The organism is Arthrobacter melezitosi, from assembly GCF_054511055.1.
In genome coordinates this window covers 1-17,560 of the sequence record NZ_JBTNDJ010000023.1, presented here as the reverse complement: position 1 = coordinate 17,560, position 17,560 = coordinate 1, and the positions used below count along the sequence as shown (strand labels likewise).

The window sequence follows — 17,560 nt, the reverse complement described above, 5'->3', positions numbered from 1 at the left end:
CCCAGCCGGGAGCGGTCCTTCGTCGTCTCCGGCACCCGGCTCCGGCATTCAGGCCGTCCGGGGCGGGGGCCTGGACGATCAGTAAAACCGCGAGCACCGCCATGAGGCCGACCGGCGATTTTCGGCACGCTTTTTCCGGCGGGCACTGGCCGGGCGCCGCTCCGATGGCTACCGTGGGGGCCACAGGCGACCGGGTCCGCCGGCCGTTTCGTCCGGAATCCATGCAGAAGGAGCAGACCCATGAGCAGAATCGCCGCCATGCTTGACGCCTACCCGAAGGACCTGGGCGGTGTCGACCGGGACAAACTCATCGAATGCATCACGGCGTGCTACGAGTGCGCCCAGACGTGTACAGCGTGCGCCGACGCGTGCCTGAGCGAGGATGAGGTGGCCCACCTGACCAAGTGCATCCGCACGGACCTTGACTGCTCCGACGTCTGCGCGGCGACCGGCGCAGTGCTCTCGCGCCACACCGGGTACGACGCCAACCTCACCCGGGCGGTACTGCTCGCCTGCGAAGCAGCGTGCCGGACGTGCGCCGATGAGTGTGAACAGCACGCCGCGATGCACGAGCACTGCCGGATCTGCGCCGAGGCCTGCCGCCGGTGCGAGACGGCCTGCCGGGAGCTCGCCGCGTCCCTCCGCTGACACCGCCCGTCCCGGGCGGGCCTCCCCACCCCGTCCCGCAGGGGATCCCGGCCGTGCCCCCCATGGTCAAGCGAACCCGAACACCGGTGGAAAGGCCACGACCACGACGGCCGCCCAGAGGGCATACACCGGCAGGTACCGGGTCTGCCAGCGCTCCACGGCCGCGAACGGGCGACTCCCGCGCAGAAACCCGATGGTGAGCCAGGCGGCCCGCACCAGATGCACCAGCAGCAGGAGGTTCAACCCGAGCGCGGCGATCTTATTGGGGCTGAACCCGAACTCGGCGATGCGGGTGAGCATGGCGGTCAGCATCACCGCATCGACGGCGAGGGCCGCCCCGACGAGCACCAGCTGCAGCGCGTCGAACACCCCCGGCGGTGCCAGCGAGTCACGCGCCGAGATGGCGTAGAGCAGCAGGCACAGCACGAGCACGAGGATCGCGTCCATCAGGATCAGCAGGGCGCGGTCGACGTCGGCCAGGCCGCCGACCGCGGCGAGCACGGCCAACAGGCCCAGCAGCATGGCGATCGTCAGGGGCGTGAAGACACGGGTCAGGACCGGGGCGATGTTCTCGACGACGTTCTGTTTGGCCTCGACCAGCCACGCCGCCACGACGAGCGCTCCGGGTGCGGCGAACGGAAGGATCCAGTCTTCAAAGACCGGTTCGAAGTCGGCGCCGACCACCTGCAGGACGGCGAAGGTGAGGCCGATCAGGACGGCGCCGCCGAGGGCCAGGAGGGTAAAGTAGATGGCCAGTTCGCCGGTGAACCGGGCAAAATCCATGCGCCGGCCGTCGGAGCGCCACCGGCCGCCGACATACGCCACGCCCGCCAGCAGCCACAGGGCCACCGGGGCGTGCAGCACGGCGAGCAGTTCGGTCGAACCGCCCGGAACGAACGGGTAGGCGTTCAGCACGACCGCCAGGACGGCGAACGGCACGAGGATCGCCACTGCCACCCGGGCCGTCAGGCGGCGCTTCCAGGCGAAGTACCCGGCGAGGAACGGGAGGACGAGCAGCCCGAGGTTCCGGGCAAGCACTCCGCCGTCGTCGATCCAGGCAAGGCCCGCCTTGACCGCCAGGCCGGCTCCGACAGCGAGCGCGAGGACGATCGCCAGTTCACGCCACGGCGGCGCCCCGGCGTCCGCGGAGTCCTCGGGCACCAGCACGAGCTGCTTCCACAGGCGGTCGGAGTGTTCCCGGGCGAACTCGCGCGAGACGGCGTCGAGGTTGCCCAGGCGCTTGATGGCGACGAGGAAGGCCTCGTCGTCGTCGAGCCCGGAGGCCCTGCGGTCGGCCACCTGTTCCCTCAGGTGGTCCTCCAGTTCATCGACATCTGCGGAGGAGATCGCCTGGCGCCGCTGGACGTAGCCGCGCCACCGGTCGATCTGCGCTTCGAGTTCGGCGTGCGTCTCCATCACGCCCACCCCTCGGCCACGGAGGCCGGGCGCTGGGCGGTCTGCCACACCTGGCGCAGCGCCTCCGCCACGACGGTCCACTGTTCCTGCCGGTCGGCGAAGGCTTCCCGGCCGGCGGGGGTGATCGCGTAGTGCTTGCGCCGGCGTCCCGCCTCGGAGGTGCCCCACGAGGATGAGACATACCCAAGCCGTTCGAGCCGGTGCAGCAGGGGGTAGAGCATCCCGTCTGTCCACTGCATCCCGCCGCCGGACAGCTCACCCACCCGTTTGAGGATGGCATAGCCGTACAGGTCGCCGTCCGCCAGGATTCCCAGCACCAGCGGGGTGGCCGAAGCGGCGACCAGGTCCTTATCGATGCGCATTGCGCCTCCATACCTAGAAGTAAAGGGTATCGAACCATAGGTGTTCTAGGTATGGCAAGTTGCGGCGGGGGCCGGGGTGCCGCCCGGCGGTCCACCTCCGGGCCCGGCGGTCCGCAGGCGGCCCTGAAGGGCCCCCCGGAGGGTCAGGACCGGTCGTCGGCCGAAGGCAGTGCCTGGACGACGGCACCCTCGCCCGGCAGGCCAAATTCGCGGATCCGGGAGGATCCAGGTCCGCCGGGCCACTCCCGGAACCGCCGGAATGCCAGCGGGACACCGCGGGCGATGGCGGCGTCCGGGTGGTCCATCACCTGCAGGTGCACGTGCGGCTGGGTCGAGTTGCCGGAATTGCCACACCCGCCGATGCGCTGGCCGGTTACCACTTCATCGCCGACCGCCACCTCGATGGACCCGGCCCGCAGGTGGGCCACGGCAGCGTACGCGCCCCAGTGCCGCAGGGCGATCACCACGGAGTTGCCGGCCACGGCGGGCACGCCCCGGCGCAGCCGGGCGGGCTGTCCGAGCGCGTAGGGGAGGAGCGCGAGTTGGGACCGCCGCGCCGCGTGGTCCGGTTCGCCGTCGTGCACGCCGACGACGACGCCGTCACCGGGAGCCAGCACGGGCCGCCCCCAGGCGAAGAACCGGTCGGGAGGCTCGGAGGCGAGCAGGCTGCGCCAATCAAGGCGGTCCGCGCTCCGGTGGCGGGAGTCCACCCCGATGAAGTCGATGGCATACCGCCCGCCCAGCAGGTCGGTGCCATGGCTCGGCACCCGCCGCGCTGGGCTGTTCCTCGCCAGCCATCTCCCCTCGAAGGGGAGCGTGAGCACCACCTCCGCGCCCACCGGGGACGGCACGTCGCCCTTCCTCATACCGGGGAGTCTAGGTCAGCTCCGGGCCCGGCGCCTCCGGGAATCCACCGGTTGCCCTCCGCCGGCGGACCCCTCAGGCGACGTCTCCGGCGTCCGCGACCGGGGAGTAGGCGCTGCCGGCGCGGGTCCTCTCGAGCAGCTCGGCGTCCACCAGGTAGCGGCGCAGCGTGACGTGGTCGGCTGTGAACCTGCGGAGGCGTTCGTTGACGTCCTTCTCCGACAGCTCCTCGCCCGGCGCGAACGCCTCACCGGCGATCCATTTCAGCAGCTCGTACCGCTGGCCCTTGTTCGCCGGGTACTGATCGATCCGGCCGCCCAGCAGGAAGCGCTGGATCCCTTCCCGCCGGCCCGCGCCGCCGGCCTCCGCCAGGACGGCCCGAAAGACCGAGGGGTTGAGCCCCCCGTCGTCCGCGGTGACCAGTCCGGCGGCGGCCAACTGCTCCAGCGCCCTGGCGCGCTTGGGCCCGGTGACCTCGAGGCCCCTCCTGCGGGCATCCTCCAGCACCAGTTCCGCAAAGACGACGCGGAGCCTGTCGTTGGCCAGGGCGGCCAGAATCTGTTGCCAGTTCTTCACGATGGTCGACCCGCTCTCGTAGAGTTCGTTGCTCCCGCCGGTGCCCGGGCTCCGGGTGGCGCCCGAAGGGGAGCCCAGTTAAACTTCCGGTGCTTCGGCGCGAAAGTAAAGGGGCACCTTCCCTCCCGGAGGTGTCCACCGGCCGGCTGCCATCGAAAGGGAACGCCAGCAAGGGATTTGTTGGACTGCCACTGTACGGGCCCGGGTGGGCGTTCGCATGCGACGCTGGGAACCACGGACGACGGCGCAGGTGTTGCCATCTCCGGGTGGGCAGGTTCCCGGTACGTCGTCATTCATGGACCGGTGATGGAAGGGAAGGCATGGCACCGCCAACGGAAGGGGATGCACCGCACCGGCCGCTGCGCCGGGACCGGTCGATGTGGGCCGGGGTGATGATCGGAGTGGGCGTCATGGCGGCCGTCGACGAGATCCTCTTCCATCAGCTGCTGGCCTGGCACCACTTCTACGACCGGGCCGGCGGAGCGGTGGGGCTCGTGTCCGACGGGGTGCTGCACGCGGCGGAACTGTTCGTGCTCATCGCGGGATTCTTCCTGCTGGCCTCCGCCATCCGGCGCGGCCCGGCCTCGCCCGGCCCGGTGCTGGCGGGGCTGTTCCTCGGCCTCGGCGGCTTCCAGCTCTTCGACGGGCTGGTCAACCACAAGGTCCTGCGCTTCCACCAGATCCGGTACGGGGTGGAGCTCCTGCCCTACGACCTCATCTGGAACGGCGCGGCCCTGGTCCTGCTCCTGGCCGGGGCGGCTCAGGCGGTGGCCATTGCGCGGACACGGCGGCGGGGGAGCGGCGCAGGACTACCCCCGGACACCCCCGGTGCCTGACCATGCAGGATCGGCCCCCGGAGTCCTGGCGCTGGGCCTGCTCCCGTTCCTGGCCGCGCTGGTCCTCTACCTTGGCGCGGCGGCCAGGGCGCACCGAATCGGACGTCCGTGGCCGGTGTACCGCGGCGTGTTGTGGGCCGGAGGCGTGGGCACGGCCGCGGCCGCGTTCCTTGGCCCGCTGGCCAGCCCGGGGCACGTGAGCTTCCCGGCACATATGGGAAGCCACCTCCTGGCCGGCATGGCCGCACCCCTCCTTCTGGTCCTCGCCGCGCCGGCCACCCTCGCGCTGCGCAGCCTGGACGCCCGGCGGGCCCGGCGGCTTTCCCGCATCCTGAAATCGAGCCCGCTGCGCTTTTTCTCCCATCCGGTTCCGGCCGCCGTGCTGAACACCGTCCCGCTCTGGCTCCTTTACACAACGCCCGCCGCCGGCGTCCTCGCCCACGGCCCTGGACATAACGTGGTCCTGCTCCACTTCCTCCTGGCCGGATGCCTGTTCACCGGCGCCCTCATCGGCGTCGACCCCAATCCGCACCGGGCGCGGTTCCCCCTGCGGACGGCCGTCCTCTTTGCCGCGCTCGCAGGGCACAGCGTCCTGGCGAAGTACCTCTACGCTTTCCCGCCACCGGGGGTCCCGGCAGCTCAGGCCCAGGCGGGCGCGTACCTGATGTACTACGGCGGCACAGTGGCCGAGGCCGCCCTCATCACGGTGTTCTGCGCCCAGGAGTATGCCCGCGCGCACCGGCGTGGAGCAGCTCCGGGAACGCGCCCCGTCCGCGCCGCCTAGGGACGCGCCGGAGCGGCGGGATTCCCACGGCCGATCCCGGGCCGCCGGAGCTCCTCCTGCCTGCGGTCCTAGGAGCACTCGTCGGCGAGGGTGATCGTGTACCCCGCATCAAGGGTGTAGCTCCGGAGGCCGGTGGAGTAGGTGATCAGCACCGTCTCCGTCACCCCATTGCCATTTCCCGGGCCGCCGGTCACCGCCACAACGATGTTTCCCGTCTCCCCGGCGGGGATCTCGCCGCCCACGGCCGGCTCGACGGCGGCCCACCGCTGCCGCTGCCCGGGGGCGGGCACCGTCGACCCGCCACCGAAGGCGGTGCCGGGGCCGTCAGGGACCATCATGAGGTGCGTGTCGGCAAGGACCAGGTTCCGCGGCTCCAGCAGTTCGACCCTTTCCACGGTGATGGCGCGCAGCGAGGTGTTGATGAGCACGATCCCCACTGCCGCTTCGCCATCGGCGGGCCTCGGGACGCAGACCCCGACGCCGCCGAGCGCCCGCCCCAACGGACCGGGATACAGCACCCAGGCCGCGGCGCCGACACCGACCACAGCCGCCGCCGCCCACACGACCCTGCGGGAGGACCGTTTCCGGGCTGGGCGTCCCGGCGGGGACGGTGGGGCGTCGACGGCGGTGCCGAGCGTCGAAGCGGCGTTCGAGTGTTCGAAGTTCATGCATCCCCCAGAGACCCGGCCTGTTGGCGGTGGACGCCGGATGGCCATAGTGGGCAGAAGCATAACGGCGCAGGAGGCGAAAGCCCCCGGGTCCGCACCGCCGTGCCCTGCCTGCCGCTCGGGTTAGCGGGTATCGTGTGGCGGGTGGAGAAGCCCACCCAAGCCGCCGCCAATCCCGTGGAGGCCTCCGGGAGCCGGCCGGGCGTCACCGGAGCGGTGGCGCGGCAGTCGCCCGACCGCCGCCGGATCCTGGCACGGCGGATCCGCTTCCTGGTCGCGGCGACCATCACCTACAACGTCATCGAAGCGGTCGTGGCGCTCAGTGCCGGGACCCTCGCCTCGTCCCGGGCGCTGATCGCGTTCGGGCTCGATTCGATCGTCGAAGTGCTCTCCGCCGCGGCCGTCGCCTGGCAGTTCGCCGGCCGCGACCCCGGGGCCCGCGAATCGACGGCGCTGCGCCTGATCGCGTTCTCCTTCTTCGGGCTGGCCGCCTTCGTCACGGTCGATGCCGTGCGCGCGCTCGCCGGTGCCGGTGAGGCCGGGCACTCGCCGGTGGGAATCGTGCTGGCCGGCGCCAGCCTCGTGCTGATGCCGGTCCTGTCCTGGGCCCAGCGCCGGGCCGGACGCGAACTCGGATCACGCTCCGCCGTGGCCGACTCCAAGCAGACCCTGCTGTGCACCTACCTCTCCGCGGTCCTGCTCGTGGGGCTGCTGCTCAACTTTTCGCTCGGCTGGTCGTGGGCCGATCCGCTCGCGGCGCTCGTGATCGCCGCGGTCGCGGTGAGGGAGGGTCTGGCGGCCTGGCGAGGGGACACCTGCTGCCCACCACCGCTCCGCGCCGCAGGGCTCCCGCCCGCACCGGACGACGTGGGCAGGACGGCAGGCGGCCCGGCGTCCACAGGCGTTCCCGGGGCACCACCCGTCCCTGCGGACGGTTCAAGCGCCGAGGTGCGCCGGACAGCCCCGCCGTCGTGTTCCTGCTGCGCCGGCCCGCCGGCGGGGATCACCTGATGGCGCCCGGAGCGTCTTCCGGCGGCAGCGCCGGACCCGATGCCCGGAGGGCGCCGCTCCCGGCGCTGCCGGCGGGTGGAGTCATCGGCCCCGGTTCCTCCGGGGTCTGGTGTTTCGCGGACGACGTCGACACCGTGCTGGCGCTGGCCCGGTCGGGGTTCGACTGGCTTGCCCTCGACGCCCAGCACGGCAGGTTCGACCGTCGCTCGCTGATCGACACCGGCCGCGCCCTCGTGGGTGCGGGTACCGGCTTCGCCGTCCGGGTCGCCGGCGCCGATCCCGCCGGCATCGGCCTCGCCCTCGATGCCGGTGCGGCCACCGTGATCGTGCCGCAGGTCGACACGGCCGAGGAGGCCCGCCGGGCGATCGGGGCCGGGAGGTACCCGCCGCATGGCTCACGCAGCTGGGGTCCGCTGGCTCCGCTCTGGGGGCACGAGGCTCCACCGCCGGCTGCCGCCGCACCGCAGCTTGCGGTCATGATCGAATCGGCGGCGGCGCTGGAGAACGTCGCGTCGATCGCCGCCGTGCCGGGGGTCGACCTGCTGTTCGTCGGTCCCTTCGACCTTGCCCTGTCGCTGGGCACCACCGTCGACGCGCTCCTGGCCGACGACGGCGGTCCCCTCGCCGCAATCGCCGGTGCGGCCGCCGCGGCCGGCCGGGCGGCAGGGATCTTCGCCGGCGATCCCGGACGGGCCCGCATCCTCCGCGCCCGGGGCTTCGACCGCATTGCGGTGGCCACGGACGCCGGGGTCATCGCGGCCGGGGCACGCGCGGTCCTCGGGAACCCCTGACCGGGCACGCATCAGGCGTCGGAGGGCGGGGGAGCGTCAGCCGGCCGTGGCGCGCGAGGTCCTCGGAAACGCCTGACCGGGCACGGATCAGGCGTCGGAGGGCGGGGGAGCGTCGGCCGGCCGTGGCGCGGCAGGACCGCCGGGTCGGGCCGAGCGTCCGGCCACCGAACCGCCGCCGGACACGCTGCGGTGCCCGGGCCGGCGAGTGCCTTGACGGGTTCCTCAGGTGCAGTAGAACCAGCCCGGTGGGCGCCATGCGGCGGGGACATCGTGCCCGCCCACGGTGCCGCAGCGCGTGCAGGTGTAGGACGTCCGTGCCGGCGGGACACCCCCGTCGGGGGGCCGCTCGGCCGGCGTGTAGGAGTCGTAGGTCAGGAACCTGTCGGTGCCGCATTTCCCGCAGGCCGGCACCTGAGGGAAGTGGGGTGGGTCGCCGGCCGTCGGGGCGGGCCGGGTGCGGGGCGCGGCGAGTGCGCGGTCGGAGGAGGGCATTGAGGCGGCGTCCGATCCTGAGGGTGGCTTCTGCGCTCCCGGAAGACCCCGGGAGACGCACTCGATGGTCAACCAACGGTCCGGCCTGGAACCGGCCCGGTCCCCTGCATCAGTATCGTCGTCCGCGGGCACGGAAGGGGAGGGCCATTGGTCCCGATCCGCCGCCGGTCCGCGTCCCGTGGGACCCAAACGACGGGCGGACCCCAAAGCGACGGGTGGACCCCATTGCGACGGGCGGACGCGATAAACCGGGCTCGGTCGTCGCTTTCGGGTACACCCGGTGCAGGGGTTTCCCGGGTATCAGGTCCTGACGGGCGAGAAGGATCCGACGAAGCCGAAGAGGTCCTTGGGATCGTCGGGGTCGGCGACAAGGTCGATCTCCTCGACGAAGCGGGTGCCCTCCACCGCGTCCCGCACGAAGCGCATCGCCGAAAAATCCTCGATGGCGAACCCGACGGAATCGAAGACCGTGACCTGCTCGGGAGAGGTACGGCCGGGAGCGGAGCCGCCGAGGACCCGCCAGAGTTCGGTGACGGGGAAGTCGGCGGGCAGCTGCTGGATCTCCCCCTCGATGCGGGTCTGAGGGGTGAATTCGACGAAGACGGCGGAGCGGCGCAGGATCGCCGGGTCGAGTTCCGTCTTGCCGGGGCAGTCCCCTCCGATGGCGTTGAGGTGCATGCCGGGTTGGACCATGCCGTCGGTGAGGATCGTGGCGCGGGCCTTGTCCGCGGTGCAGGTGGTCACGATGTCCGCCCCCGCCACGGCGTCGGCGGCCGAGGCCGCGACCCTGAGGTCGAAGCCCAGCGGCGCCAGGTTGCGGACCACCTTCGCGACCGCCGCAGGGTCGGTATCCCACACGCTGAGCTCATGGATGCCAAGGACGCCCCGGAAGGCGAGGGCCTGGAACTCGGCCTGGCTTCCGGCACCGATCAGGGCCATCCGCCGGGAGCCGGGCCTTGCCAGCCGCCCGGCCGCCAGCGCCGAGGTCGCGGCGGTCCGCAGCGCCGTCAGGACCGTCATCTCGGTCAGGAAGGTCGGGTAGCCGTTGGAGACATCGGCCAGCACGCCGAAGGCGGTGACGGTCTGGAAGCCGCGGCCGGGGTTGGACGGGTGTCCGTTGACGTACTTGAAGCCGTAGGTCTCATTGTCGCTCGTCGGCATCAGCTCGATCACGCCGAACGGCGTATGGCTGGCCACCCGGGGCGACCTGTCGAAGCTCTCCCACCGGAGGAAGTCGGCCTCGAGGTAGTCGACGAGGCCGGCGATCACGCTTTCGGGGCCCCGGCTGCCCACCCAGCGGGCCATGTTGCGGACATCCACAAAACGCGTCACGAGCGCCTCCTTAGGGTTCTTGGCAAAACCCTAGACCTTGGCCATCTGCACACTCAATGACCGGGATGCTGACTTTTCAACGGAAGAGTGAGCACTTTGACGGCCGCAGGTATACGTTTTGTACATGGCCACCCTCGATGACCTCGACCGCCGCCTGCTTTCCGCCCTCCGGGAGGACGGCAGGGCGTCGGTGGCGAGCCTCGCACGGACCCTCGGGGTGGCACGGGCGACGGTCAACAGCCGGCTTGACCGCCTCGTCGCCACGGGGATCGTGGTGGGCTTCTCCGTCCGGGTGCGCGACGAGGTTGACCCGCTGGCCATCCGCGCGGTGTCGATGATCGCCGTCGAGGGCCGGGCGACGGACAGGGTGATCCGCCAGCTTCGGGGCCTGCCGGAGATCACCACCCTTCACACGACCAACGGCGGGTGGGGCCTCGTGGCGGAGCTGCGCACGGACAGCCTCGCCCGGTTCGATGCGGTGCTCGGGCAGATCCGCTCCATTGAAGGGGTCGTCAACAGTGAGACGAGCCTGCTGCTCAGCTCGGTGATGCGCTAGGGCCCGGCGGGGTCCGCCGGCGGGTTGAACGGGTTGGGGAAGGACGGCGTGGGCGCCCCGGTGATCGCGGCACGGTTCGAGCGGGGCAGGTTCCCGTCCTCGTCGCGCACGCCGTAGGCAGCCGCGGCTTCGGCGGCGACGACCGCGAGCCCGCTGAGCCGCAGCAGCTCAGGGTCCGCGGCCAGTGCGGCGACGGTGCGCCCGACGAACAGCGGTGTCTCCCGGTTCGTCTCGTGTTCGAAGTACTGCAGGTTCGCCACGACGCTCTCGGTGAGGACGAGTCCCGGATAGAGGGCGATCGAGGCGACCCCATACTCCCGCAGCTCCACCGCCATATCGGCGGCGAGGCGGTCGATGGCGGCGTGCGCGACGCCGTAGGGAGCGGGAGGGACGAAGACCTGTCCGGCGAAGGAGGACAGGGTGACGATCAACCCCTTCCCGGCACGGACCATCAGCGGTGCCGCGAGGGACGAGGCGACGTAGTGAGCGCGCAGCCCGGCCCGGTGCATCGAGTCCCAGAGGCCCAGGGGCTGCTCCCAGAACGGGCCGGGGTTGAAGTCGCTCCCGTCGGTGAACCGCTCATAACCGCCCCAGGCGGTGTTGGCCAGGACATCGAGCCGTCCCTGCTCCGCCTCGATCCGCGCGAACGCCCCGGCGAGCTGGGCGTCGTCGGTGACATCAAGGCGCAGGGGAATGCCGGTGCCGCCCGCCTCGGTGACCAGCCGGGCGGTCTCGAAGATGGTTCCGGGCATCCGCGAGGCCGCCGTGCCCTCCTCGGTGGTCCGGCCGCCGACATAGACGGTGGCACCTGCCTCACCGAAGGCGCGGGCGATACCCCGTCCGATGCCCCGGCTCGCTCCCGTGACGAAGACGATTTGCCGGCCGGTACTGGTCATGGGGCTCCCTCGTCGGTGCTGGACGGTACGGCACCAGCATGGCCCACCCTTCGCACCCGGGCCAACCCGGGTTCCGGTGGGTCGGGGCCCCGGCGGGTCAGGGTCCCGTCCGGCCGCCGGACAGGACGGCGGCGAGGTCGAAGTTCACCGGTTCCTCGAGCTGGCCGAAGGTGCAGGAGGCCGGATCGCGGTCCGGGCGCCAGCGGTTGAACTGGGCCGTGTGCCGGAACCGGGTGCCCTCCATGTGGTCGTACCGGACCTCGAGGACCCGCTCGGGGCGCAGGGGAGTGAAGGACAGGTCCCTGCCCGCCGCCCAGCGGCTGCCCTCGGCGTTGAGCGGGGTGCGGATCCCCTCGTCCTCCCGGGCGGCGGCCCAGGGGTGGTCCTCCGCCGGCGCCACCAGGGGCTGCAGCTCCTGAAACAGTTCGCGGCGGCGGGCCGCCGTGAACGCGCCGACCACTCCGACGGCCATGAGGTCGCCGTCGTCGGTGTACAGCCCCAGGAGCAGTGAGCCGACGCTCTGGGCGTCGGCCTTGTGGGTGCGGTAGCCGGCGACGACGCAGTCGGCGGTGCGTTCGTGCTTGACCTTGAACAGAGTGCGCTTGTTCGGTTCGTAGGACCCGTTGAGCGGCTTGGCGATGATGCCGTCGAGGCCCGCACCCTCGAACTGGGTGAACCACTCTTCGGCCACGGCCCGGTCGGCGGAGGCCGGGGTGACGTGGACCGGCGGGCGCGCCCCGGCGAGGTGCTCCTCGAGGAGCCTGCGGCGTTCCTCGAAGGGCCTGCCGGTGAGGTCCTCGTCGCCAAGGGCCAGCAGGTCGAAGGCGATGAAGGAGGCCGGCGTCTCCCGGGAGAGCAGCGCGATGCGGCTCGCGGCGGGATGGATGCGCTGCTGGAGCCCCTCGAAGTCGAGCCGCGCACCGCCGACGACGACCAGTTCGCCGTCGAGGACGCACCGGTCGGGGAGGTTGGCGCGGACCGCTTCGACCACCTCGGGAAAGTACCGCGTCATCGGGTTGCCGTTGCGGGAGCCGATCTCCACCTCGTCACCGTCGCGGAACACGACGGAGCGGAAGCCGTCCCACTTCGGCTCGAACAGGAGCGCGCCTTCGGGGATCCTGGGCGCGGACTTGGCCAGCATCGGGGCAACCGGCGGCATCACGGGCAGGTGCATGGGTCCTCCTCTAAGGAATGGTTCAGGGGCTCAGGTCGCGGGCGCGGAAGGTGTCGCAGGCGTTGATGTCGCCGGTCCGGTAGCCCTCGAGGAACCAGGCCTGGCGCTGCTCGCTCGAACCGTGGGTCCACACCTCCGGGTTCACCTGGCCGGTCGCGGCCTCCTGGATGCGGTCATCGCCCACGGCCGAGGCCGCCGACAGGGCATCGCGCAGGTCCTCCGTGGTGAATTTCCGCAGGAATGGCTCGCCCGTTTCGGGATCGGGCGTACTTGAGGCGTGTGCGGCCCACAGTCCGGCGTAGCAGTCGGCCTGCAGTTCGACGCGGACTGCGCCGGACTCCGGCCCCTGGGGATCCCGCTGGCCGGCGTCCAGGGTGTTCGTGAGGTTCTGGACGTGGTGGCCGAACTCGTGCGCAATCACGTATTCCTGGGCCAGGGGTCCGCCGGAGGAGCCGAACCGGGTGACGAGGTCGTCGAAGAAGGCGGTGTCGTAGTAGGTCTGCTGGTCGGCCGGGCAGTAGAACGGGCCGACGGCGCTGGTGGCGCTGCCGCACCCGGTGTCCGTGCGGCCGCTGAACAGGGCGACCCCGGGCTGGCTGTACTGCACGCCGTACTGGTCGAGGTAGGGCAGCCAGAAGCCGTCGAGGCTCTCGGCGGTGGCGAGGATGCGGCAGTCGAGGCGCTCGTTGGCGTCGGCTCCGGTCCGGCAGGAGGTGATCGCTTCGGGCGCGCCCGCGCTGGTGCCCTGGCCCTGTCCGGCGCCGTCGTCGAGGCCGAGCTGACCGACCACCTCCGGTCCGAACAGGAGGGACAGGATCAGCACGAGGCCGCCGCCGAGGCCGCCGCCGACGGCCACGCCGCGTCCACGGCCGCGCCGGTCGCTCACGCGTGAGGGGTCGAGGCGGACGTTGTCATTGAAGCTCATGAAACCAACCATAAGCCAGCTGATGGTTTTGTGGGCCGCGGAGCCGGCCGGGGCGGCATGAACCGGATGCAGACGGTGGCCGGTGGCCGGCGTGAAGCACGCGGCCGCCGGCGCCATTGTGCCAGCGGCCGGCCGTTGCTCCAAGGGAAATTTCGGCCGCGTCCACCGGCTTGTGGAGCCCGGGACGGCCCGGACAATGGGGTTACCGCCCCGCGGACATCCGGCGTGAAGGAGAACCGCGCGCGCGGCCGGGGCGGGCCGCCGACCCGAAGGAGAACCCCGTGAACCTGCTGCACTCGCTGGTCGATGCCCTTGAGGAATTTCGAGCCCTCGATACCGTCGCGGCGCCGGTGGCCGCGGTCGTGGGGAAGGCCCTGCGGCCGCGCCTGCTCCGCAATGCCTTGAGCGGCACGGCCCTGGGCCACCGGCTGCACCCGGTGATGACGGACATCCCCACCGGAGCCTGGACCATGGCGACCCTGCTGGACCTGGTCGGAGGGAGGGACTCCGAGCACTCGGCGGACCTCCTCGTCGGGGTGGGCATCGCCTCGGCCGTTCCGACGGCGCTCACCGGGGCGAACGACTGGGCGGACACCATCGGCAAGGACAGCCGGGTGGGCCTGGTCCATGCGGTTGGGAACAGCACCGCCCTGACCCTTTACAGCCTTTCGGCCGTGGCCCGGCGCCGGGGCAACCGCACAGCTGGCACCCTGCTGGGTGTCGGCGGCTGCGGGGCCCTGCTGTTCAGCGCCTACCTCGGTGGGCACCTGAGCTACGCACGCGGTGTCAACGTGAACCGCACCGCCTGGCGGGAGGGCCCCGCGGCGTGGACGCCGGTCCTGGCGGACGGTGAACTGGCCGACGGCGCCCGCAGGGTGGTGGAGGCCGACGGCGTGTCGCTCCTGCTGTACCGCGACGGCGGCACCATCCGCGCCATGGACAGCGTGTGCAGCCACCTCGGCGGCCCGCTGGAGGAGGGCGAGATTGCCGAGGGCTGCGTCACCTGCCCCTGGCATGGAAGCACCTTCCGCCTCGAGGACGGATCCGTCGTCCGCGGACCGGCGAGCAACCCACAGCCCGTGTACGAGGCGCGGGTCGACGACGGCATGATCGCCGTCCGCCGGGCCCACGAGGAGCAGAGCATCAGCTCCTCGTAGGCCCCGCGGCCTAGTGCGCCGCCTGGACGGCTGAGGGATCCGGCGCGTTCTCGGGCTTGCGCACGAAGATCGCCGCAATTACGGCACCCAGGGCGATGACCGCACCCCAGATGAAGGCCACCTGGATACCGCCTGCAAGGGCCGCCGTCTCCGACGCGCCCGCGCGGGCCAGGCCGGCCGCCTGGATGGTCGTCACCGAGATGAACAGTGCCGTACCAACGGCGCCGGCGATCTGCTGCACTGTGCCGAACACCGCGCTGGCGTGGGAGTACAGGTTCGGCTTCACCGAGCCGAGGGCCGAGGTCAGCAGCGGGGTCAGCATCAGGGCCAGGCCCAGGCTCCACACGATATGCGCGATGAGCACGAGGTAGATCGGCGTGGACTCCGAGGCAAAGCTCAGGCCCACGAAGGACAGCCCGATCAGGAGCGCCCCCGGCACCAGCAGGACGCGCGGTCCCCGGCGGTCGTAGATCCGTCCGGTCACCGGGCCAAGGACACCGATCAGGACACCCCCTGGAAGCAGCAGCAGGCCCGCGACCAGCGGCGCCTCGCCGAGCACGCTCTGGACGTAGATCGGCAGGAGGATGATCGTCCCGAACAGGGCCATGAAGGCGAGGAACGTGGTCAGGATCGCCAGGGTGAAGTTGCGCGAGGTGAACGTTCGCAGGTCGAGCAGGGCACGGTCGGAGCGCTGGAGCCGGAGCTGGCGTGCGATGAACAGGGCCAGGAAGACGACGCCGACCGCCAGGGGAAGCCAGGCGGGAACCGCGGCTTCGGCGCCGGCCTCGCCGAGCTGGCTGAAGCCGTAGACGATGCCGCCGAAGGCCAGCGCCGAGAGGATCACCGAGAGTACGTCGATTGAACTCTTGGAGGGCGACGTGACGTTCGTCATCTTCACGGCGCCCAGGATGAGCGAGGTCAGCGCGATGGGGAGGACAAGCCAGAACATCCAGCGCCAGTCGAGGACGCTGAGGATGGCGCCTGCGGCGGTGGGGCCGATCGCCGGTGCCACGGAAATGACGATCGAGATATTGCCCATGGTGCGGCCGCGGGACGCCGCCGGCACGAGCGTCATGACCGTCGTCATGAGCAGGGGCAGCATGATCGCCGTGCCGCTGGCCTGGACCACCCTGCCAATCACGAGGGTGCCGAACCCCGGAGCGAGGGCGGCGATCAGGGTGCCCGCGCTGAACAGCGACATGGCCACCATGAACAGCGGGCGGGTGTTGAAGCGCTGCAGCAGGAACCCGGTGATCGGGATGATGACCGCCATCGTCAAAAGGAACGCGGTGCTGAGCCACTGCCCGGCGGCGACGGTGATGCCCAGGTCCTGGACCAGCCGCGGAATGGCGACACCGGTGATCGTTTCATTCAGGATGACGACGAACGCCGAGACAATGAGCAGGCGGATGACCAGCCGGTCCTTCGCGGAAACCTCCGGTTCGGCCGGCAGCGGTCCGGGTTGGGCCTGGAGTGGATCAGGGGACACCTGGGGTGGGGTGCTGCGGGGCATGAGTTCTCTTTCTTCTATGACGGCGCCTACTTTTGCTTTGCCGCGCCTGACGCGGCGGCCCCTTCTACTCCCGGGTGGGAGCGCCGGTGCGTGGCCGGGCCTCTTTTTCGACAACTCCACGACCGCCCGCTCTATTCCACCCCCTGGAAACCGGCACCGCCGCCCCGCCCGGGCCGCCCTGCGGGGCGGCGGGTACCGGCTGCACTAGCATGGTGCGGGCGCGCCGGAGCACGGACCGGCGCACCCCATCTGATGTCTGAAGGAGTAGCGCATGCCCGGCTCGTACTACCGCTCGCTGGGGGATGGCCGTTTCGAGTCCACCGTCCACGCCCAGGGGGCGTGGAATCCCGGCGAGCAGCACATGGCGCCCGTGGCGGGTCTGCTCGTGAAGTGCCTGCTCGAGTGCGAACCCCGCCCGGACCTGCGGTTGGCACGGGTTGGCTTCGACATCCTGGGGTTGATTCCCGGCGGCGAATTCGAGGTGGCCACAAGGGTGCTCCGCCCCGGGCGCACGATCGAACTGCTTGAGGCCGAGCTGCGCGCCCAGGGCCGCACCGCTGTCACCGCGAGGGCATGGCGGCTGGCCAGCACCGACAGTGCGGAGGTCGCCGCCGTCGAGGATCCCTCAATGCCCGGCCCGGAGGAGGCCGGCCCCTACGACGGCATGACGCAGTGGCCGGGCGGCTTCATCGAATCGCTCGAATTCCGGGTGGTGCCCGGTCACCGGCCCGGCAGGGGCCGGATCTGGCTGCGGTCACCGCTTGAACTGGTCGACGGCGGGCCGACGCCGGACCTGGTGCGCCTGAGCGGCATGGTCGATGCGGCCAATGGAATTGCCGCGCGGGTACCGCCGGGCAGGGGCAGCTGGATGTTCCCCAATGTCGACCTTCAGCTTCACTTCCACCGGATGCCCTCCGGGTCATGGCTCGGCCTCGACACGCGGGTGACCTTTGGGCAGAACGGGGTGGGGCTGACCTCCAGCGTCCTCCACGACCTCGACGGTCCCTTCGGCCGGTCCGAGCAGATTCTCACGGTCCGCCCGCTGTAATCCGGAATTGCGTCCGAAGCCGCGGCGTTAAGCAGGGTGGGGTCGAAACGGCCCGTGCGCACCCAACCCCGAAGGAACAGGAACTATGCCAAAGGCAGTCTGGAACAACCAGGTCATCGCGGAATCCCCCAACACGGTTATGGTCGAGGGCAACCACTACTTCCCGAAGGACTCCATCAGGGAGGAGTTCCTTCGGCCCAGCCCCACGCAGACAACCTGCCCGTGGAAGGGGCAGGCGCATTACGTGACCCTTGAGATGGACGGCAAGCAGAGCGTGGACGCCGGCTGGACCTACCCGCAGCCCAAGGACGCGGCGCGGAACATCAAGGACCACTATGCGTTCTGGCGCGACGTCGTCGTAACTGACTAAGGTCGGATCCGGAAGGCACGTCCGGGCGCAGCCCGGGCGGCCGTTCGGCGCCACCGCAGCAACCAGCAGCGGACAAGGTCGAGTGGGGCGGGGGGGGGGTCAGGGATAGTCCGTAAAAAAAAACGAATCAGAAGGCACTGC

At 71.1% G+C, this 17,560-nt stretch carries 20 protein-coding genes; 9 read left to right on the top strand and 11 right to left on the bottom strand.

Annotated features, from left to right (window positions below; genetic code table 11):
* Nucleotides 1-240: 240 nt before the first annotated feature.
* Nucleotides 241-648, top strand: coding sequence for a four-helix bundle copper-binding protein (locus ACX80W_RS15705; RefSeq protein ID WP_459284922.1), 408 nt, complete (start codon nucleotides 241-243; stop codon nucleotides 646-648).
* A 66-nt stretch (nucleotides 649-714) separates the two neighbouring features.
* Here the strand turns inward: ACX80W_RS15705 and ACX80W_RS15700 are convergent, their stop codons facing one another.
* From ACX80W_RS15700 to ACX80W_RS15685, 4 genes are all read right to left on the bottom strand, one after another.
* On the bottom strand, nucleotides 715-2,064 hold the full coding sequence (locus ACX80W_RS15700) for a permease prefix domain 1-containing protein (protein ID WP_459284921.1): 1,350 nt from the start codon (nucleotides 2,062-2,064) through the stop codon (nucleotides 715-717).
* Complete coding sequence (locus ACX80W_RS15695; RefSeq protein ID WP_459284919.1) at nucleotides 2,064-2,426, bottom strand: PadR family transcriptional regulator; 363 nt, start codon at nucleotides 2,424-2,426, stop codon at nucleotides 2,064-2,066. The genes ACX80W_RS15700 and ACX80W_RS15695 overlap by 1 nt, the downstream gene beginning before the upstream one ends.
* Before the next feature lie 143 nt (nucleotides 2,427-2,569).
* The gene (locus ACX80W_RS15690) at nucleotides 2,570-3,292 is read right to left on the bottom strand and encodes a M23 family metallopeptidase (protein ID WP_459284917.1); all 723 of its coding nucleotides are present in this window, start codon (nucleotides 3,290-3,292) and stop codon (nucleotides 2,570-2,572) included.
* A 73-nt stretch (nucleotides 3,293-3,365) separates the two neighbouring features.
* Entirely contained in the window at nucleotides 3,366-3,866 is a 501-nt protein-coding gene (locus ACX80W_RS15685; protein WP_459284915.1) for a DUF2087 domain-containing protein, read from the bottom strand.
* A gap of 320 nt (nucleotides 3,867-4,186) precedes the next feature.
* On the opposite strand from ACX80W_RS15685, the gene ACX80W_RS15680 reads away from it, so the two are divergent.
* Together ACX80W_RS15680 and ACX80W_RS15675 are read left to right on the top strand one after the other, a co-directional pair.
* Nucleotides 4,187-4,702 carry a DUF2243 domain-containing protein gene (locus tag ACX80W_RS15680; protein WP_459284913.1) on the top strand — a complete coding sequence of 172 codons (516 nt, stop codon included), beginning with the start codon at nucleotides 4,187-4,189 and terminating at the stop codon, nucleotides 4,700-4,702.
* Complete coding sequence (locus tag ACX80W_RS15675) at nucleotides 4,695-5,486, top strand: cytochrome c oxidase assembly protein (RefSeq protein WP_459284912.1); 792 nt, start codon at nucleotides 4,695-4,697, stop codon at nucleotides 5,484-5,486. Before ACX80W_RS15680 ends, ACX80W_RS15675 begins: the two co-directional genes overlap by 8 nt.
* A gap of 68 nt (nucleotides 5,487-5,554) precedes the next feature.
* On the opposite strand, the gene ACX80W_RS15670 is transcribed toward ACX80W_RS15675, so the two are convergent.
* A complete protein-coding gene (locus tag ACX80W_RS15670; protein WP_459284910.1) occupies nucleotides 5,555-6,154 on the bottom strand; it encodes a hypothetical protein in 600 nt (199 codons plus the stop codon).
* 216 nt (nucleotides 6,155-6,370) lie between these two features.
* Between ACX80W_RS15670 and ACX80W_RS15665 the strand changes: the two genes are divergently transcribed.
* Nucleotides 6,371-7,165: a cation efflux transmembrane domain-containing protein gene (locus ACX80W_RS15665; protein ID WP_459284949.1), complete on the top strand. Its 795-nt coding sequence runs from the start codon at nucleotides 6,371-6,373 to the stop codon at nucleotides 7,163-7,165.
* A complete protein-coding gene (locus tag ACX80W_RS15660; RefSeq protein WP_459284908.1) occupies nucleotides 7,165-7,956 on the top strand; it encodes an HpcH/HpaI aldolase family protein in 792 nt (263 codons plus the stop codon). The genes ACX80W_RS15665 and ACX80W_RS15660 overlap by 1 nt, the downstream gene beginning before the upstream one ends.
* Before the next feature lie 222 nt (nucleotides 7,957-8,178).
* Here the strand turns inward: ACX80W_RS15660 and ACX80W_RS15655 are convergent, their stop codons facing one another.
* Together ACX80W_RS15655 and ocd are read right to left on the bottom strand one after the other, a co-directional pair.
* Nucleotides 8,179-8,448, bottom strand: a complete 270-nt coding sequence (locus tag ACX80W_RS15655) for a hypothetical protein (protein WP_459284906.1) — start codon at nucleotides 8,446-8,448, stop codon at nucleotides 8,179-8,181.
* Between the two features lie 300 nt (nucleotides 8,449-8,748).
* Nucleotides 8,749-9,780, bottom strand: coding sequence for an ornithine cyclodeaminase (gene ocd / locus ACX80W_RS15650; protein ID WP_459284904.1), 1,032 nt, complete (start codon nucleotides 9,778-9,780; stop codon nucleotides 8,749-8,751).
* Nucleotides 9,781-9,904: 124 nt separating this feature from the next.
* Between ocd and ACX80W_RS15645 the strand changes: the two genes are divergently transcribed.
* Nucleotides 9,905-10,336 carry an Lrp/AsnC family transcriptional regulator gene (locus ACX80W_RS15645; RefSeq protein ID WP_459284902.1) on the top strand — a complete coding sequence of 144 codons (432 nt, stop codon included), beginning with the start codon at nucleotides 9,905-9,907 and terminating at the stop codon, nucleotides 10,334-10,336.
* On the opposite strand, the gene ACX80W_RS15640 is transcribed toward ACX80W_RS15645, so the two are convergent.
* From ACX80W_RS15640 to ypfJ, 3 genes are all read right to left on the bottom strand, one after another.
* Nucleotides 10,333-11,232 carry an SDR family NAD(P)-dependent oxidoreductase gene (locus ACX80W_RS15640; RefSeq protein ID WP_459284900.1) on the bottom strand — a complete coding sequence of 300 codons (900 nt, stop codon included), beginning with the start codon at nucleotides 11,230-11,232 and terminating at the stop codon, nucleotides 10,333-10,335. The two genes, ACX80W_RS15645 and ACX80W_RS15640, sit on opposite strands and share 4 nt — an antisense overlap.
* 97 nt (nucleotides 11,233-11,329) lie before the next feature.
* Complete coding sequence (locus ACX80W_RS15635; protein ID WP_459284898.1) at nucleotides 11,330-12,406, bottom strand: ATP-dependent DNA ligase; 1,077 nt, start codon at nucleotides 12,404-12,406, stop codon at nucleotides 11,330-11,332.
* A gap of 22 nt (nucleotides 12,407-12,428) precedes the next feature.
* The gene (ypfJ, locus tag ACX80W_RS15630) at nucleotides 12,429-13,331 is read right to left on the bottom strand and encodes a KPN_02809 family neutral zinc metallopeptidase (RefSeq protein ID WP_459284896.1); all 903 of its coding nucleotides are present in this window, start codon (nucleotides 13,329-13,331) and stop codon (nucleotides 12,429-12,431) included.
* Nucleotides 13,332-13,612: 281 nt separating this feature from the next.
* Here ypfJ and ACX80W_RS15625 point away from each other — a divergent pair, with 281 nt between their 5' ends.
* A complete protein-coding gene (locus ACX80W_RS15625; protein ID WP_459284894.1) occupies nucleotides 13,613-14,488 on the top strand; it encodes a Rieske (2Fe-2S) protein in 876 nt (291 codons plus the stop codon).
* Between the two features lie 10 nt (nucleotides 14,489-14,498).
* On the opposite strand, the gene ACX80W_RS15620 is transcribed toward ACX80W_RS15625, so the two are convergent.
* On the bottom strand, nucleotides 14,499-16,001 hold the full coding sequence (locus ACX80W_RS15620) for a DHA2 family efflux MFS transporter permease subunit (protein ID WP_459284892.1): 1,503 nt from the start codon (nucleotides 15,999-16,001) through the stop codon (nucleotides 14,499-14,501).
* Nucleotides 16,002-16,272: 271 nt separating this feature from the next.
* On the opposite strand from ACX80W_RS15620, the gene ACX80W_RS15615 reads away from it, so the two are divergent.
* Nucleotides 16,273-17,049 (top strand): thioesterase family protein, encoded by a 777-nt coding sequence (locus tag ACX80W_RS15615; protein WP_459284890.1) that lies wholly within the window; start codon nucleotides 16,273-16,275, stop codon nucleotides 17,047-17,049.
* An 85-nt stretch (nucleotides 17,050-17,134) separates the two neighbouring features.
* Nucleotides 17,135-17,419, top strand: coding sequence for a DUF427 domain-containing protein (locus ACX80W_RS15610; RefSeq protein ID WP_459284888.1), 285 nt, complete (start codon nucleotides 17,135-17,137; stop codon nucleotides 17,417-17,419).
* Nucleotides 17,420-17,560 lie beyond the last annotated feature (141 nt).

Bases quoted from the DNA above. Each gene is read 5' to 3' on its own strand.
- ACX80W_RS15655 (WP_459284906.1), bottom strand. From the start codon at position 8,448: ATGCCCTCCTCCGACCGCGCACTCGCCGCGCCCCGCACCCGGCCCGCC.
- ACX80W_RS15670 (WP_459284910.1), bottom strand. From the start codon at position 6,154: ATGAACTTCGAACACTCGAACGCCGCTTCGACGCTCGGCACCGCCGTC.
- ACX80W_RS15645 (WP_459284902.1), top strand. From the start codon at position 9,905: ATGGCCACCCTCGATGACCTCGACCGCCGCCTGCTTTCCGCCCTCCGG.
- ypfJ (WP_459284896.1), bottom strand. From the start codon at position 13,331: ATGAGCTTCAATGACAACGTCCGCCTCGACCCCTCACGCGTGAGCGAC.
- ACX80W_RS15705 (WP_459284922.1), top strand. From the start codon at position 241: ATGAGCAGAATCGCCGCCATGCTTGACGCCTACCCGAAGGACCTGGGC.
- ACX80W_RS15695 (WP_459284919.1), bottom strand. From the start codon at position 2,426: ATGCGCATCGATAAGGACCTGGTCGCCGCTTCGGCCACCCCGCTGGTG.
- ACX80W_RS15690 (WP_459284917.1), bottom strand. From the start codon at position 3,292: ATGAGGAAGGGCGACGTGCCGTCCCCGGTGGGCGCGGAGGTGGTGCTC.
- ACX80W_RS15660 (WP_459284908.1), top strand. From the start codon at position 7,165: ATGGCGCCCGGAGCGTCTTCCGGCGGCAGCGCCGGACCCGATGCCCGG.
- ACX80W_RS15635 (WP_459284898.1), bottom strand. From the start codon at position 12,406: ATGCACCTGCCCGTGATGCCGCCGGTTGCCCCGATGCTGGCCAAGTCC.
- ACX80W_RS15620 (WP_459284892.1), bottom strand. From the start codon at position 16,001: ATGCCCCGCAGCACCCCACCCCAGGTGTCCCCTGATCCACTCCAGGCC.
- ACX80W_RS15615 (WP_459284890.1), top strand. From the start codon at position 16,273: ATGCCCGGCTCGTACTACCGCTCGCTGGGGGATGGCCGTTTCGAGTCC.
- ACX80W_RS15640 (WP_459284900.1), bottom strand. From the start codon at position 11,232: ATGACCAGTACCGGCCGGCAAATCGTCTTCGTCACGGGAGCGAGCCGG.
- ACX80W_RS15680 (WP_459284913.1), top strand. From the start codon at position 4,187: ATGGCACCGCCAACGGAAGGGGATGCACCGCACCGGCCGCTGCGCCGG.
- ACX80W_RS15700 (WP_459284921.1), bottom strand. From the start codon at position 2,064: ATGGAGACGCACGCCGAACTCGAAGCGCAGATCGACCGGTGGCGCGGC.
- ACX80W_RS15610 (WP_459284888.1), top strand. From the start codon at position 17,135: ATGCCAAAGGCAGTCTGGAACAACCAGGTCATCGCGGAATCCCCCAAC.